Raw genomic sequence first — 15,146 nt, forward strand, 5'->3', positions numbered from 1 at the left:
GTTGTGATGCCCGCAGGTAAATCAGAAAGCGAAATCGGACTCCGGCAGGCTCATCAGGCAACCAGCACCGGCCAGCAAGGCTTCACGGTGGGCGCCGGCACGCGGCAAGACTCTGCGCAGGTAAAAGTCCGCCGCCTGCAGCTTGGCCTGGTAGAACGCCGCCTCGCTGCTGCCGGCCGCCAGGGCCGCGCTGGCGCGCTCTGCCGCTTGCAGCCACAAGGCCGCCAACAACACATAGGCCGAGTAGGCGAGAAAATCCACCGACACCGCGCCGATCTCTTCCGGGTCGTGGCGGCAGGCCTGCAACACCGACTCGCCCAGCGCCCGCCACTGCTGCAGGCACTGCCCTACCCGCTCGGCCATCGGCGCCTGACGGCTAGCCTGGGCCACCTGCGTTGCCAACTCATCGATCAGTGCATTGAGCTCACTGCCGCCATCGCCGAGCAGCTTGCGCCGAACCAGGTCCAGGGCCTGGATGCCGTTGGTGCCCTCGTACAGCTGGGTGATGCGGCTGTCGCGCATCAACTGCTCCATGCCCCACTCGCGGATAAAGCCATGGCCGCCGTAGAGCTGCACGCCGAGGCTGGCGACTTCCTGGCCGCAGTCGGTGAAGAAGGCTTTGACGATCGGGATCAGCAAGGCGGCGCGACGTTTTGCAGCGCTGCAATGATGTTCAAGATCGAGCTGGCGCGCGGTGTAGGCGGCGAGCATGCGACAGCCTTCGCTGAGGGTTTTCTGGGTCAGCAGCATGCGCCGCACATCGGGGTGGACGATGATCGGGTCGGCGGCTTTGTTCGGCGCCTTGGCGCCGCTGATGGCCCGCGACTGCAAGCGCTCGCGGGCATACACCAGCCCCCCCTGGAACGCCGCCTCGGCAATGCCCAGGCCCTGCAGGCCGACCTGAAAGCGCGCGTCGTTCATCATGGTGAACATGCAGGCCAGGCCCTGGTTGGCCTCGCCCACCAGCCAGCCGCTGGCGCCGTCGAAGTTCATCACACAGGTGGAAGCGCCCTTGATGCCCATCTTGTGTTCCAGCGCGCCGCAACTCAAAGCGTTGCGCGCGCCGAGGGTGCCGTCGGCGTTGACCAGCCGCTTGGGCACCAGGAACAGGCTGATGCCCTTGACCCCGGGCGGTGCATCGGGCAAACGCGCCAGCACCAGGTGGATGATGTTGGCGCTCAGGTCCTGCTCGCCGCCGCTGATGAAAATCTTGCTGCCACTGAGCTGGTAGCTGCCGTCGGCCTGGGGCATGGCGCGGGTACGTAACAGGGCCAGGTCGGTGCCGGCCTGGGGCTCGGTAAGGCACATGGTGCCGGTCCATTCGCCGCTGACCAGTTGCGCCAGGTAGCGTTGCTTGAGCGCGGCGCTGCCATGGCGATCCAGCGCCAGCACCGTGCCTTCGGTGAGCCCGGAGTAGATGCGAAAAGACAGCGACGCGGCCATCAGCATCTCGTGAAAACTGGCCGAAACCATCTGCGGAAAACCCTGGCCGCCGAAATCCAGCGGCCCGGTCATGCTCGCCCAGCCCTGCTCGACGTAGCGTTTGTAGGCCTGGCGAAAGCCATCGGGCGTGGTCACCTGACCGTCGTGCAACCGACAACCCTGCTCGTCGCTGTTGCGGTTCAGCGGTGCGACCACTTCGGCGGCAAAGCGGGCGCCCTCCTCGAGTACGCCATCGATGGTCTCGCGGTCCAGGCCGTTGCCCAGTTGCTGGCAATGGCCACTGACATCGAACAGCTCGTGCAGCACGAAACGCATATCGCGCAGCGGTGCCTGATAGCTCATGCCCGACCCTCCTGGACAACGGCAAAGTCTTTGCCGGCGGCGACCAAGCGGGCAATCAGCGGCGCTGGCCGCCAATGTTCACCCAGCATGCGCTGCAGGCGCTCCAGACGTTCCTGGATCGACGCCAGGCCCTGGCTGTCAGCCCAGCGCATCGGCCCGCCAACCGCGGCCGGGAAGCCGTAGCCATTGAGGTAGACCCGATCGATGTCGTGGCTGTTGGCGGCAATGTTCTCTTCGAGGATCTTCGCCCCTTCGTTGACCAGCGCCAGCAGGCTGCGCTCGACGATTTCCGGGGCGCTGATCAGCCGGCGGCGATAGCCCAGGCCGGCAGAAACACGCTCGATCAGGGCATCGACCTCTGGGTCGTGCTCGGCCTCGCGGCTGCCCTCGGCGTACTGGTAGTAACCACGACCGGCCTTCTGGCCGAAGCGGCCGAGCTCGCACAGGGCGTTGTCGACCTGCACCAGCGGGCTGTCCATCCCCTGCCCGGCCAATTGGCGCGCGCGCCATTCAAGGTCGACACCGACCACGTCGTACATGCGAAACGGGCCCATGGCAAAACCGAACGCCTGCAAGGCGCCATCGACCTGGTGGGGCAGCGCGCCTTCGAGGAGCATCTTGCGCGCCTCGTCGGCATAGGTTTTAAGCATGCGGTTGCCGATAAAGCCGCGGCAGTTGCCAGCCACCACGGCGATCTTGCCCAGGCGCTGGCCCAAGATTTTGGCCTGCTCGAGCACGGCCGCCAAGGTGTGCTGGCCGCGAACGATTTCCAGCAGCTTCATGATGTGCGCAGGGCTGAAAAAGTGCAGGCCCAGTACCTGCTGCGGGCGCTGGGTGACGGCGGCAATGGCGTCGATATCCAGCGCCGAGGTGTTGCTGGCGAGGATCGCGCCGGGCTTGAGGGTGCGGTCGAGGGTGCGGAAGATTTCCTGCTTGAGCTCGAGGTTCTCGTACACCGCCTCGATCACCAGGTCGACATCGGCCAGCGCTGCGTAGTCGTCCACCGGCCGAATGCGCGCCAGGTTCTGTTCGGCCTGCGCCTGGCTGATACGGCCCTTGACCACCTGATGGGCCCAGGTGTCGGCAGCCATCTTCAGGCCGGCGCTGACCATCTGCGCGCTGGCATCGAGCCACAACACCGGAATGCCGGCACTGGCCAGGCTGATGACAATCCCCCGGCCCATGGTCCCCGCCCCTATCACTGCGGCCTGCTGCACATCGAAGTCGTTGCTCACACCGGCACCCCTAAGTCGAAAAGAAGGATTGCCGACACCCTAAGCAGCTGCCTACTATTTGAGAAATTTCATTTTCATATGTGTGATATTTGCAATATGAATATATCTACCTTCGACCTCAACCTGCTGCGCATCCTCGACGTGCTGCTGCGCGAGCAGAACGTTTCGCGCGCCGCCGAGCGCCTGGCCCTCAGCCAGCCGACGGTGAGCAACGCCCTGGCGCGCCTGCGTGAACTGCTCGACGACCCGCTGCTGGTGCGCATCGGCCGGCGCATGCAACCGACGCCCAAGGCCCTGGCCCTGGAAGGCCCGATCCGCTCGGCGCTGCAGCAGATCGAGCAGACGCTGAATGTCGGTGAAAGCTTCGACCCGCACCTGAGCCGGCAGACCTTTCGCATTGCCATGACCGACTTCGTCGAACAGCTGTGCATGCCCGGCCTGCTGCGCCGCCTGCAGGAGCGCGCGCCGAACCTGCGCCTGGACATCGCCCCGCTGGCGCCAAGCCTGCCGGTGGATGCCCTCGACCGTGGCCAGCTGGACCTGGTGCTGGGGCGCTTCGACGAGATTCCGGCGCGCTTTGCCCGTCATCACTGGCGCAACGAGACCTTGCAGATTGCCCTGCGCCAGGATCATCCGCTGGTGAACGGCGCACTGGATCTGGACACCTTCCTGCGCCTGCGCCACCTCTGGGTACATGGCGGGCAGACCCGCGGCATGGTCGATCAATGGCTGGGGGAACAAGGCCTGGCGCGGCAGATCGTCTACACCACGCCCAACTACCTGCAGGCGGCGCACCTGGTGGCGGCGTCGGACTTGTGCGTGGTGCTGCCGACGCAACTGGCACGTCACTTCGCCACGCTGCTGCCGTTGCAGCTGCATGACTTGCCGTTTGCGCTGGAGGCGTTCGAGCTTGAGCTGGTGCACCTGGCCCAGCGCGGGCAGGACCGCGCGCTGGGCTGGTTGGTGGGGGAGATTTTGCGAGTAACTTGAGGGCCTCATCGCGGGTCAAGCCCGCTCCCACAGGTCATGTGTACAGCACAAATCCTGTGGGAGCCGGCATTGCCGGCGATCAGATGGGTCAGGACAGCGCTTTTTTCGCCGCCCGCACGTGCAACACCGCGCCCATCAGGGCCACGACAATCGCCGCCGCACCGGTGGAGAACACCAGCACCTGGTAGTCCGGGACAAAGGCCATGGTTACCAGGCAGCCGATGATGAACACGATCACCAGGTAGGTCAGCCACGGGAACAGCCACATTTTCAGGCGGATCGGCTTGCCCTCGGCTTCGAGCTTGCGGCGCATCTTCAGTTGCGAGAAGGCGATCACCAGGTACACCAGCAAGGCGATCATGCCGGTGGTGTTCATCAGCACGTCGAGCACGTCTTTCGGGCGCAGGGTTTCGCTGAAGTTGATCAGGGCCACGAACACCGCCACCGAGCACGAGCCGATGATCGAGAACACCGGCACGCCGGTACCGGCACGGGTGATCTTGAAGAACGACGGCGCATCACCACGGGTCGACAGCGAGAACAGCATGCGCGAGGCGGTGTAGTGCGCCGAGATCAGGCAGCTGCTTACCGAAGTCAGCACCACGAAGTTCATCACAAATTCTGCACCCGGAATGCCCAGCAGCTCCAGGGTACGCCGGTACGAGCCATAACCCGAGGTGCCCATCAGCGGGTCGTTCCACGGCACCAGGGCGACGATCAGGAAGATCGAGCCGACGTAGAACAGGCACACCCGCCAGACCACCGAGTTGGTCGCCTTGACGATCTGCTCGGACGGGTTCTTCGACTCGGCGGCGGCGATGGTAACGATCTCGGCGCCGAGGAAGGCGAACATCACCCCGAGCATGGCCACCACCACCGCCTCCATGCCGTTGGGCATGAAGCCTTGCGCGGTGAGGTTGCTCAGGCCGTGGACTTCACCGGTGGGCCACAGGTTGACTACCGCCAACCCGCAGACCACCAGGAAACAAATGATCGCCACCACCTTTATCAAGGCGAACCAGAACTCGAACTCGCCGTAGTGCTTGACGTTGAAGAAGTTGACGCTGATCAGCACCAAGGTGGTGGCCAGGACGAACACGTTGACGCTGATCGACGGGAACCAGCCGTGCAGAATCTTGCCGGCGACGTAGGCTTCCCAGGCCATCAAAATCACCCAGAACCACCAGTACAACCAGCCGATGGTAAAGCCCGCCCAGCGGCCGATGGCGCGCTCGGCGTAGGTGGAGAACGAGCCGGTGTCGGGCGATGAAGTCGCCATTTCACCGAGCATGCGCATGATCAGCACCACCAGGATGCCGCCGGCCAGGTAGGCCAGGATGGCCGCGGGGCCAGCGCTGTGTATCACACTGCCGGAGCCGACGAACAATGCCCCGCCGATAACCCCGGCGATCGACATCATGGTCAGGTGGCGAGACTTGAGCGAAGCGCTGAGCTTGCTCTCGTGCTCCACCTTCGCTGTGGAAGCGGATGTGGATGTTGCGTCCATCAGTAGCTACCTCATGTTCTTTTTATGCAAGGAAACTCGTGACACCGCCTGCTACAGCGGTCTCACCCATTCGAATCGGTAAAGGTGCGGGCAGCCGCAATCGCCCGGCCCAGGTCATGGGTCGGCGACGCTGCTCACAGGGCCAGCGGATTACCTCTGGTCGGATTGAACGGTGCAATGGCGCGATGGCGGGTCAGTGCCACCTGTGCGCAAGGAGCGGTTGGGCGGTGCCCAAGGGTAAAAGCATGTGTGTCATTGTGATTATTCATACTGCTTCAACGTGCTTTAGCTAGCGATAACAGACCCCTAATGTAAAAATGTCCGACACATAGAGCCATGCACAGCGCGATGAAAAATCCACTGCACTGTACAGGCCGCCGATGCAGTACACCGCGTTTTCCTGCAGGCGCCCGGCGTTACGCACACCTGAAGGCACAGCTTCCCCATGCTTGAATTACGACCCGACGCATCGCCCCCGCTGGTCAACCAGATCATCAACGGGCTGCGGGAGTTGATCGAGAACCAGACCCTCAAACCCGGTGCCAAGGTGCCCTCGATCCGGGCCTTCGCCGCCACCTATTCGGTCAGTACATTCACCGTGGTCGAAGCCTACGACCGCCTGGTCGCCCAGGGTTTGCTGGTCAGCCGCGGCAATGCCGGGTTCTTCGTCAACCGCTCGGCCGTGGAACTGATCGAAAGCCAGGCCAGTGAGCCGGCGCCGGGCAAGCCGGAATTCAACTCCGAGTGGTACCTGCAGCAAATCTTCGAAAGCCGCCAGCTTGCGTTCAAGCCCGGCTGCGGCTGGCTGCCCAACGACTGGATGTTCGAAGACGGCCTGCGCCGGGGCATGCGCCAGGTTGCCAGCAGCGTGCTGGAACTGAGCGGTTACGGCGACCCCATGGGCCTGCTGGAACTGCGCACCCTCACCGCGCAGAACCTGCAACAGGACCTGCGCATCGTCGCCAACCCCAACCAGCTGATGCTCACCCACGGCGCCAGCCAGGCCCTGGACCTGGCCGTGCGCACCCTGGTGCGCCCGGGCGACGTGGTGCTGGTGGACGACCCCGGCTACCCCAACCTGATGAGCATTTTGCGCTTTCAGGGCGCGACCCTTCTGGGCGTACCGCGCACGCCCAACGGCTACGACCTCGACCACCTCGAACGGCTGCTCGAACACCACCGGCCGACGGTGTTCTTCACCCAGCCGCACCTGCACAGCCCGACCGCCTCGCGCACGCCGCTGGCGCAACTGCACCGCCTGCTGCAACTGGCCGCGCGCCACGGCTTTCGCCTGGTGGAGAACAACCTCTACGCCGACATGATCAACGAGCCGCTGCCGTGCCTGACCAGCCTCGATCACCTGCAGCAGGTGGTGTACGTCGGCAGCTACTCGAAAAGCATCTCGCCGAATGTGCGGGTCGGTTTCATGCTGGCCAACCCCGAACTGATGCAGCAACTGCTGCAACTGAAAATGCGCTCGGGCCTGACCACCTCGCAGGTGATGGAACGGGTGGTGTACGCGGCCATCACCGACGGCCGCTGGCGTAAGCACCTCAAACGCCTGCGCCAGCGCCTGGCCGATGCGCAGCAGCAGGTCAGCGAACAGCTCACGCGGCTGGGTTTCGAGCGCTTTATCGAAGGCGATGAAGGCATGTACCTGTGGACCCGCCACCCGGCCATCGCCGACAGCGCGGCGCTGGTCGACGACGCCCTGGAGCAAGGCATCATGCTCGGCCCCGGGCAGTTGTTCATGGTCGACTCACAAGCGACCGGGTGGATGCGCTTCAACGTCGCGTTCAGTACCGACGCGGCGTTGTGGGAGAAGCTTGAGAAATTGCTGGTCAAGCATGGGCGGCGTCAGTAAGAGCGGGCTTGCCCCGCGATGGCGACAAGGTAATCGATATAAATCGATTACTTTGAAAAACACAAAGCTCAGCGTCTATTTTATTCAACACGCACTCTTACCCAAAAACCCCGCCATAGAGCCACACAGATCGCTTTTTCGAACCCCGCACCGTACCAACCAGAAATTTCTTGTAAAAATTTAATTGACACACCTCTGTCACTCTTCTTATTTTCCCTCCCTGCCTCACCTTCATAAAAATAATTTCAAACCCTACGGGCAAGCGCCATCCATGCCAGTCTCTTCGCGTGCAGCACACCAGCAGAACACAGGAACGGTTCTCGACTCCGCAGCGGACGCACACTTCAAAAAGACCCTGAAACTCTGGCAAGTGGTCATCATTGGCCTGGCCTACATCGCCCCGATGACCGTGTTCGATACCTTCGGCATCGTCTCCGGCATCACCCATGGGCATGTGCCCAGCGCCTACGTACTGGCGCTGCTGGGCATCCTCTTCACCGCGGTCAGTTATGGCGTGCTGGTTCGGCGCTTTCCCGAGTCTGGTTCGGCCTATACCTACACGCGCCGGGCAATCAACCCGCACGTGGGCTTTCTGGTCGGCTGGTCGTCGCTGCTCGATTACCTGCTGCTGCCGATGGTCAACGCCCTGCTGGCCAAGCTCTACCTGTCGGTGATGTTCCCCGAGGTGCCGGCCTGGGTCTGGGTAGTGGGCTTCGTCACGGTGATGAGCCTGATCAACATGCGCAGCATCAACCTGGTGGCCAACTTCAACACCTTGTTCGTCGCCATCCAGGCGCTGATCATCGGCGTGTTCATCTACCTCACCCTACGCGGCCTGCACAGCGGCGAAGGCCTCGGCACTTCGTGGAGCCTGCTGCCGTTTGCCGACCAAGGCACGCACTTCAACGCCCTGGTCGCCGGCGCCACCATCCTCTGCTTTTCGTTCCTGGGTTTCGATGCGGTGACCACCCTGTCGGAAGAAACCGAGAACGCGCAGAAAGTCATCCCACGGGCGATCTTCCTGATTGCCTTGATCGGCGGCCTGGTGTTCATCGTCGTGTCCTACTACATCCAGGCGTTTTTCCCGACCATGGACCGGTTCCAGGACCACGAAGCGGCCCTCCCGGAAATCGCCCTGTATGTCGGCGGCAAGCTGTTCCAGTCGATCTTCATCTGCTGCACCTTCATCAATACCCTGGCCTCGGGCCTGGCTTCGCAAGCCAGCGTGTCGCGCCTGTTGTACGTCATGGGCCGCGACAACGTCATCCCGCGGCGCTACTTCGGCCGCCTGCACGGTAAATGGAAAACCCCGGTGATCAACATCGCCATCGTCGGGCTGATCTCGCTGTCGGCGATCTTCTTCGACCTGGTGACCGCCACCTCGGTGATCAACTTCGGCGCGCTGGTGGCCTTCAGCTTCGTCAACCTCTCGGTGATCGTGCACTGCTACCTGCGCGAAGGCTGCAACAAGACCTGGCTGGACAAGCTCAAGTACCTGGTGGTGCCGACCATCGGCTTTTGTATCATCGCCATCCTCTGGCTGGACCTGGACAGCCACTCGCTGCTGTTCGGCGGGGTGTGGGCGACGCTGGGGGTGCTGTACCTGGCGTACCTGACCAAAGCCTTCAGGGTCGCACCGCCCAGCTTCATTGCCGAGTAACTGCCCGTAGGAAACAGCCCGTCGATACTGACGGGCTTTGTGCATTCAACAACCCGACAGAACAAGGACGCCCTCATGCTGCTGCGCCGCCTGCTGATTCAATGGAAGATCACTTTGCTCGCCGGCCTGTGCCTCCTAGCCATCGTGGTGGTGCTGATGGCGGCCACGCTGATGCAGTCGAGCCGCAGCGCCGCGCTGGTCAACACTGCCAACACGCAGATGCTCGACCACAACGCACGGCTGCGCCTGCACACCTCGGCCCAGCTGCAGGCGGCGAATATCCAGCGCTACTTTCGCGATGCGTACCTGTATGGCGATGGCGTCGCGCAACTGGTGATGTTCTTGAAGGCCCAGGGCAACGACAACCTGCGCCACGACCTGACCGAACAGACCCGCAAGGCCTTGGGCAAGAACCCCGACCTGCTCGGCCTGTACCTGGTGTTCCTGCCCAACGCCCTGGACGGCAAGGACAGCGCCTTCAGCGATCAGGCCGCGGTCGGCAGCAACGAGAACGGGCGCTTCTCGCTGTACTGGTCACAGCCCAAGCCCGGCGAGCTGGAGTCTGAAGCCATGCCCGAGTCGATGCTCGCCGACACCAGCCTGTCGGCCAACGGCTCGGCCTACAACCGCTGGCTCACCTGCCCGCTGGAAACTGGTGAAGCCTGTGTAGTCGATCCGTACTTCGACAGCGTCGGCGACCGTACGCCATTGATGACCAGCATCGCCTTCCCGCTCAAGCAGGACGGCAAGATCGTCGGCGTCATGGGCCTGGACATCAGCCTCGACAACCTGCAGCAACTGAGCCTGGACGGGCGCAAGGAGCTGTTCGACGGCAACGGCCAGGTCAGCATCGTCAGCCCCGCCGGTTTGCTCGCCGGGCATAGCCGCGATGCCGCGCAGCTAAGCAAGAAATTCGAGCAAGTGTTCGGCCAGCACGCCAGCGCCGTGGCCGCGCAGATGCGCGCCGGCAAGGCGGCTGAGTTCAGCGACAACGGCGTGCTGCAGGTCAGCCAGTCGTTCGCCCCGGTGCCCGGCGCACAACCGTGGAGCGTGCTGCTGGAAGTGCCCGAACAGGTGCTGCAAGCGCCGGCGATTGAACTCAACGCGCGCCTGGACGCGCACAACAGCAGCGCCAACCTCAGCAGCCTGCTGATGGCCCTGGCGGCGGCCTTGGTGGGCCTGGTGGTGATCTGGCTGACCGCCCGGGGCGTGACCCGGCCGATTTTAAGTGTGGCGGCGATGCTCAAGGACATCGCCAGCGGCGAAGGCGACCTGACCCGGCGCCTGGACTACGCCAACAAGGACGAGCTCGGCGAATTGACCCACTGGTTCAACCGCTTTCTCGACAAGCTGCAACCGGTGATTGCCGACGTCAAAGCCTCGGTGCAGGATGCGCGCAGCACCGCCGACCAATCGGCGGCGATTGCCAGCCAGACCAGCGCCGGCATGCAGCAGCAATACCGCGAGGTCGACCAGGTAGCCACAGCCTCCCAGGAAATGAGCGCCACCGCCCAGGATGTCGCCCGCAACGCCGCGCAAGCCGCCGAAGCTGCGCGCGGCGCCGACCTTGCCAGCCGCGAAGGCCTGAGCATGATCCGCAACACCACCCAGGCGATCGAACGCCTGGCCAATGAAATGACCGCCGGCATGCAAGAAGTCCAGCAACTGGCCAGCCGCAGCGAGCAGATCGGCTCGGTGCTGGAAGTGATCCGCGCCATCGCCGAGCAGACCAACCTGCTGGCCCTCAACGCCGCCATCGAAGCGGCCCGTGCTGGCGAGGCCGGGCGCGGCTTTGCGGTAGTGGCCGATGAGGTGCGCAACCTGGCCAAACGCACCCAGGACTCGGTGGACGAAATCCGCGTGGTGATCGAAGGCCTGCAACAAGGCACCCGCGAAGTGGTCGACACCATGCACAGCAGCCACCGCCAGGCCCAGGACAGCGTCGCCCAGGCCGAACAGGCACTACCGGCGCTGCAGCGTATCGGCGAAGCGGTGACAGTGATCACCGACATGAACCTGCAGATCGCCTCGGCGGCCGAGGAGCAAAGCGCGGTGGCCGAAGAAGTGAACCGCAACGTAGCGGGGATTCGCGATGTGACCGAGTCGCTGTCGGGGCAGGCGCAAGAATCGGCGCAGATCAGCCAGGCGCTGAACCGCCTGGCCAATCATCAGCAGGGGTTGATGCAGATGTTCAGGGTGTAGCGCTCCCCTGTGGGAGCGGCGGTGCGACGACTCGACTTGACCCGCGATGAGGCCAGCAGCCAATGCACGATCTCACCGCCGCCGATAACTCTTCTTGCCACTGGGCGTCAGGCAGTACACCCCACCCCGCGGCCCCGTGCAGAAGCTTCCGGTCCCACAACCACAGCCCTCACTCGCCCCGCGCAACGGCTGCAGCGAAGGCCGCGCAGCACTGCCGCCCGTATACGCCGTGCAACTGCGTTTCGACGCACTGATCGACCCGTCATTACACAAAAACAGATCGCCATCACATCCAGCAATCCCCCCCTTGCGCCCGGAGCAAGGCTTATTACCCGCCAACGCCGTAGACGCCGCCAACACCAGTACCAGGGCCAACCCTAGCCGTCCGTAAAAACAACGTGCCACAGCATTCCCTCCGTAGAATATGGCCGAATGCTATCAGCCATGCCGTAGTACAGCAAAACCCGGTCATCCGTGCTCCCAGGGCAAAACAGATTGTCCCCGTCGACTATCAACCCGGTGGCGATCCGCTAAAGGCGTAATGAGTAACGTTCACAGCAAAGTCCAGCGAAAAGTTTTACTTTATTGGCTAACTGATTGATCCATATCAATATTTAACTAGTTAACCAATAAACAGATGCCCGCAACTGCCCGTTTAATGCCGAGAATGTCTACACCATTCACGGTGGAGAGTAGAGTTGAAGCGCATCAAGATAGTGTTGTGGACGTTGTTCATCGGCTTGACCCTGCTATGGGCACTGGCAGATACCTTTGTGCCCACCCCACTGACTTACTTCTCGCTACGTTCAGTGCTGGTGCAATACACCGGCGTCATCGCCATCGCCGCCATGAGCGTGGCGATGATGCTGGCCGTGCGCCCGCGCCGCCCGGAACCGCTGTTGGGCGGGCTCGACAAAATGTACCGGCTGCACAAATGGCTCGGCATCAGCGCCCTGATATTCGCCAGCGTGCACTGGGTCTGGGCCAAGGGCACCAAGTGGGCGGTTGGCTGGGGCTGGCTGGTCAAGCCGGCCAAGGGCGGCGGCGCGGCGCCGGAACTCGGCGCGATCGAGCAGGCGCTGCGCAGCCAGCGCGGCCTGGCTGAAACCCTGGGGGAATGGGCGTTCTACGCCATCGGCGTGCTGATCATCCTGGCCCTGGTCAAGCGCTTCCCGTACCACTGGTTTGCCAAGACCCACACGGTGCTGGCGGCGCTCTATCTGGTGCTGGTGCTCCACACCGTGGTGCTGCTCAAGTTCGACTACTGGCTGCAACCCATCGGCATCGTCACCGCACTGCTGCTGGTCGGCGGCACGCTGGCGGCGCTCCAGGCACTGTTCAAGCGCATCGGCAAGCAGCGCAAGGTCCAGGGCCAGATCCAAACCCTGATCCACTACCCGCAGGCGAACCTGCTGGAAACCCATATCGCCCTGCAAGCGGGCTGGCCCGGGCACCAGGCTGGCCAGTTTGCTTTTGTGACCTCATCCGAATCGGAGGGGCCGCACCCGTACACCATCGCCTCGGCCTGGGACCCGCAAGCGGCGCAACTGCGCTTTATCACCAAAGGCCTGGGCGACCACACCCGGCGGCTGCCAACGCGGCTGAAAGAAGGCGACCCGGTGACGGTAGAAGGCCCGTACGGCTGCTTCACCTTCGAAGACCAAAAGCCCCGGCAGGTCTGGATCGGCGCCGGCATTGGCATCACCCCCTTCGTGGCCCGGCTCAAGCAACTGGCGCTGGAGCCGGACCGGCAACACAGTATCGACCTGTTCCACCCGTGCGGCGTGTATGCAGCCGACGCCATCAACAACTTGCGCGCCGACACGGCCGCTGCTGGCGTGCGTTTGCATGTGTTGGTGTCGGGCCAGGATGGCCGGCTCAATGGCGAACGCCTGCGCCAGGAAGTTGCCGACTGGCAGCAGGCGAGCTTCTGGTACTGCGGCCCTGCGGACTTTGGCCAGGCCCTGCGTGACGACCTGGTGGCCCATGGGCTGAAGCCGAAAGACTTCCATCAGGAGTTGTTCCAGATGCGCTGACGATCAGGCGGGCGCAGCCGCCACCAGCATCGCCGAACCGTGTGGGAGCGGGCTTGACCCGCGATGAGGCCAGCACATTACCGACCAGCCTTACGCAACCGCCTAACCACAGCAAAACGCTTACAAAACTGCCGATGGTGGTGACTGTTCAACAAAACCAGCGCCACCGAGGGCAGTGCAATCGACGTCGCGGAAAAAAACAGATGGAGACCGGCTCCCAAACGGGCGATGGCCATCAGCAGACTCGTCACCGCAACCGCAACGAGACACCATACCCCCCAGGCAAAACCGTTAGCGATCAGACCAGCGCCTACGCCACACACCGCCGCCCCGAGCAAAATCACAATCAGCACATACCCCATGTTCTCGAGATGCCCGGCAAAGTAGGCGTACTCCAGCTGCACCGTTGCCAGCGCAATAGAGGCCATGGTCAAGAAAAACGCGGCGAAAGATCGGCCCATGTAGCGCCTTAAAAACGCCGCCATCCCCGGATACCGCAACACATCCACAGGCTGCCCCGGCAAGCGCTTGGCTCGCGGAGCCTTGCTGATCTCGACAAACCTTGCATATAGCCGCCGATAGCCCTGGCTGTTGAACACCAGCAGGCCAGCCAGGGGACAGAAAAGCGCCAGGTAATAAACCAGCCCAGGTGGACGCTGGGCATACATCCCCAAAGCGACCAGCAAGCAGCACACCAGCAGTGCCACCAACCACCAGATCAACCGCGTGCTCCCCCACACCAGCAAGAGGTGCAGCAGGGTCGGGATAACCACGCCGTTCTTCACGCCGCGCAAGATGTCGGATGAACTCATGGCGCTCAGAGAGTGTGCGCCGTTAATCACCAGCATCAGGCTCATGAGGGAAGCAACTGACAGCAACCAGCTTAAAGTCAGCAGCGGGAAATTGCGGCGCAGGCAGGCGTTGATTTGTTCTTGGTGATTCATCCGTGAACCTTTGAGGGTGAGGGTTCGATTTTATCGTTTGCCAGACACAGGCTTGAAGTGATTGCGCCGGATATCCGACAGGGTTTTGCTCATCTCTCGATAACGGCGGCTGTTATACGCCAACAGCGCCAACAAGGGGGCAATTACTGAAACCACTGCCAGGAGTGCATCGTGAGCAAAGGGATAGGTCAGCACGCAGGCAACCAGACAAACGAGCAACAGCCCGACCACTGCACGGTTTCCGGATGAGTAGCCGCGTATTACAGCGAATTGGCCGATGCCGAGGGTGGATGATCCCAGCATGATAAAAGCGACGATGTATCCGGGCTCGGCGGGGTTGCCTGCGAAGAGGGTCTCTCCAGCGCGAATGGATGCGCAGGTGAGGGATATAACTGCTAGGAAAAATCCGCTCCACAGCGTGGGGTAGTAGCGCCGTATGAAGGCCGGCAATTGCGCTAGATCTAGCACAGGGTCGCTCTCCTTGCCAGACCTGCTAAACGGACTCGTCTCTTCATCGGTTTTCCCTCTGCCGCAACCTCATCAGCCGCCGTCGCATCTCGCGGTGTCGTTCGCTGTTGAACAAAAGCAGAGCCAGCAACGGTGCCAACAGCGCCAGGGTAAAAAGTGGCATGGGCGTGCGGGGGCCATAGGTGGAAAGAGTTAGTAGCATGCACGCGCCAAGCACCATGACGACAAGCCATATGCCGGAGCGCCGCCCTCGAAGCTGAAGCATGTTGCCCACGCTCAGCAGCAAAGAGCAGACCACGAGTGAAGAAATGATGTACTCGGGTAGGTCGGGATGGGTCTTGAAATGAATCAGGCTCGCGAGTGCTATCGCCAGTGAGAAGGAAAAACAGCTCAACATCAATGCTGCGGCATAGACGGGGAAGTAGCGCTGTGAAAACCGCGAAGCCATGCTCATC

General features: G+C 62.7%; 12 protein-coding genes and 1 pseudogene. 6 read left to right on the forward strand and 7 right to left on the reverse strand.

What is annotated here, in order from left to right; translation table 11 throughout:
• Nucleotides 1-21 precede the first annotated feature (21 nt).
• Nucleotides 22-1,785 (reverse strand): acyl-CoA dehydrogenase C-terminal domain-containing protein, encoded by a 1,764-nt coding sequence (locus LOY34_RS16765; protein ID WP_258663603.1) that lies wholly within the window; start codon nt 1,783-1,785, stop codon nt 22-24.
• Nucleotides 1,782-3,020 (reverse strand): 3-hydroxyacyl-CoA dehydrogenase, encoded by a 1,239-nt coding sequence (locus LOY34_RS16770; RefSeq protein ID WP_195884553.1) that lies wholly within the window; start codon nt 3,018-3,020, stop codon nt 1,782-1,784. Before LOY34_RS16770 ends, LOY34_RS16765 begins: the two co-directional genes overlap by 4 nt.
• A 96-nt stretch (nt 3,021-3,116) precedes the next feature.
• On the opposite strand from LOY34_RS16770, the gene LOY34_RS16775 reads away from it, so the two are divergent.
• Nucleotides 3,117-4,010 (forward strand): LysR family transcriptional regulator, encoded by an 894-nt coding sequence (locus LOY34_RS16775; RefSeq protein WP_371128644.1) that lies wholly within the window; start codon nt 3,117-3,119, stop codon nt 4,008-4,010.
• An 88-nt stretch (nt 4,011-4,098) separates the two neighbouring features.
• Here LOY34_RS16775 and LOY34_RS16780 read toward each other — a convergent pair whose 3' ends face one another.
• Complete coding sequence (locus LOY34_RS16780) at nt 4,099-5,517, reverse strand: amino acid permease (RefSeq protein WP_258663605.1); 1,419 nt, start codon at nt 5,515-5,517, stop codon at nt 4,099-4,101.
• 445 nt (nt 5,518-5,962) lie between these two features.
• Here LOY34_RS16780 and LOY34_RS16785 point away from each other — a divergent pair, with 445 nt between their 5' ends.
• From LOY34_RS16785 to LOY34_RS27540, 4 genes and pseudogenes are all read left to right on the forward strand, one after another.
• Complete coding sequence (locus LOY34_RS16785; RefSeq protein WP_093381222.1) at nt 5,963-7,381, forward strand: PLP-dependent aminotransferase family protein; 1,419 nt, start codon at nt 5,963-5,965, stop codon at nt 7,379-7,381.
• 271 nt (nt 7,382-7,652) lie between these two features.
• On the forward strand, nt 7,653-9,041 hold the full coding sequence (locus tag LOY34_RS16790) for an APC family permease (protein WP_195884554.1): 1,389 nt from the start codon (nt 7,653-7,655) through the stop codon (nt 9,039-9,041).
• 336 nt (nt 9,042-9,377) lie between these two features.
• A pseudogene (locus LOY34_RS27535) lies at nt 9,378-10,385 on the forward strand (HAMP domain-containing protein); the annotation flags it as partial.
• Nucleotides 10,386-10,487: 102 nt separating this feature from the next.
• Nucleotides 10,488-11,243, forward strand: a complete 756-nt coding sequence (locus LOY34_RS27540; RefSeq protein ID WP_371128676.1) for a methyl-accepting chemotaxis protein — start codon at nt 10,488-10,490, stop codon at nt 11,241-11,243.
• Between the two features lie 72 nt (nt 11,244-11,315).
• Here the strand turns inward: LOY34_RS27540 and LOY34_RS16800 are convergent, their stop codons facing one another.
• Nucleotides 11,316-11,618 carry a hypothetical protein gene (locus LOY34_RS16800; protein ID WP_408980885.1) on the reverse strand — a complete coding sequence of 101 codons (303 nt, stop codon included), beginning with the start codon at nt 11,616-11,618 and terminating at the stop codon, nt 11,316-11,318.
• Between the two features lie 323 nt (nt 11,619-11,941).
• Here LOY34_RS16800 and LOY34_RS16805 point away from each other — a divergent pair, with 323 nt between their 5' ends.
• Nucleotides 11,942-13,279, forward strand: coding sequence for a ferric reductase-like transmembrane domain-containing protein (locus LOY34_RS16805; RefSeq protein WP_195884556.1), 1,338 nt, complete (start codon nt 11,942-11,944; stop codon nt 13,277-13,279).
• 77 nt (nt 13,280-13,356) lie between these two features.
• On the opposite strand, the gene LOY34_RS16810 is transcribed toward LOY34_RS16805, so the two are convergent.
• Genes LOY34_RS16810 through LOY34_RS16820 form a run of 3 tightly spaced genes read right to left on the reverse strand, consistent with a single transcriptional unit; the run spans nt 13,357 to nt 15,145 of the window.
• The gene (locus LOY34_RS16810; RefSeq protein ID WP_195884557.1) at nt 13,357-14,223 is read right to left on the reverse strand and encodes a hypothetical protein; all 867 of its coding nucleotides are present in this window, start codon (nt 14,221-14,223) and stop codon (nt 13,357-13,359) included.
• 30 nt (nt 14,224-14,253) lie between these two features.
• The gene (locus LOY34_RS16815) at nt 14,254-14,691 is read right to left on the reverse strand and encodes a hypothetical protein (RefSeq protein ID WP_195884558.1); all 438 of its coding nucleotides are present in this window, start codon (nt 14,689-14,691) and stop codon (nt 14,254-14,256) included.
• A 43-nt stretch (nt 14,692-14,734) separates the two neighbouring features.
• A complete protein-coding gene (locus LOY34_RS16820; RefSeq protein ID WP_195884559.1) occupies nt 14,735-15,145 on the reverse strand; it encodes a hypothetical protein in 411 nt (136 codons plus the stop codon).
• Between the last annotated feature and the right edge of the window lies 1 nt (nt 15,146).

The sequence above is a fragment of the Pseudomonas sp. B21-009 genome, assembly GCF_024749345.1.
In the GTDB taxonomy this organism is placed as follows: domain Bacteria; phylum Pseudomonadota; class Gammaproteobacteria; order Pseudomonadales; family Pseudomonadaceae; genus Aquipseudomonas.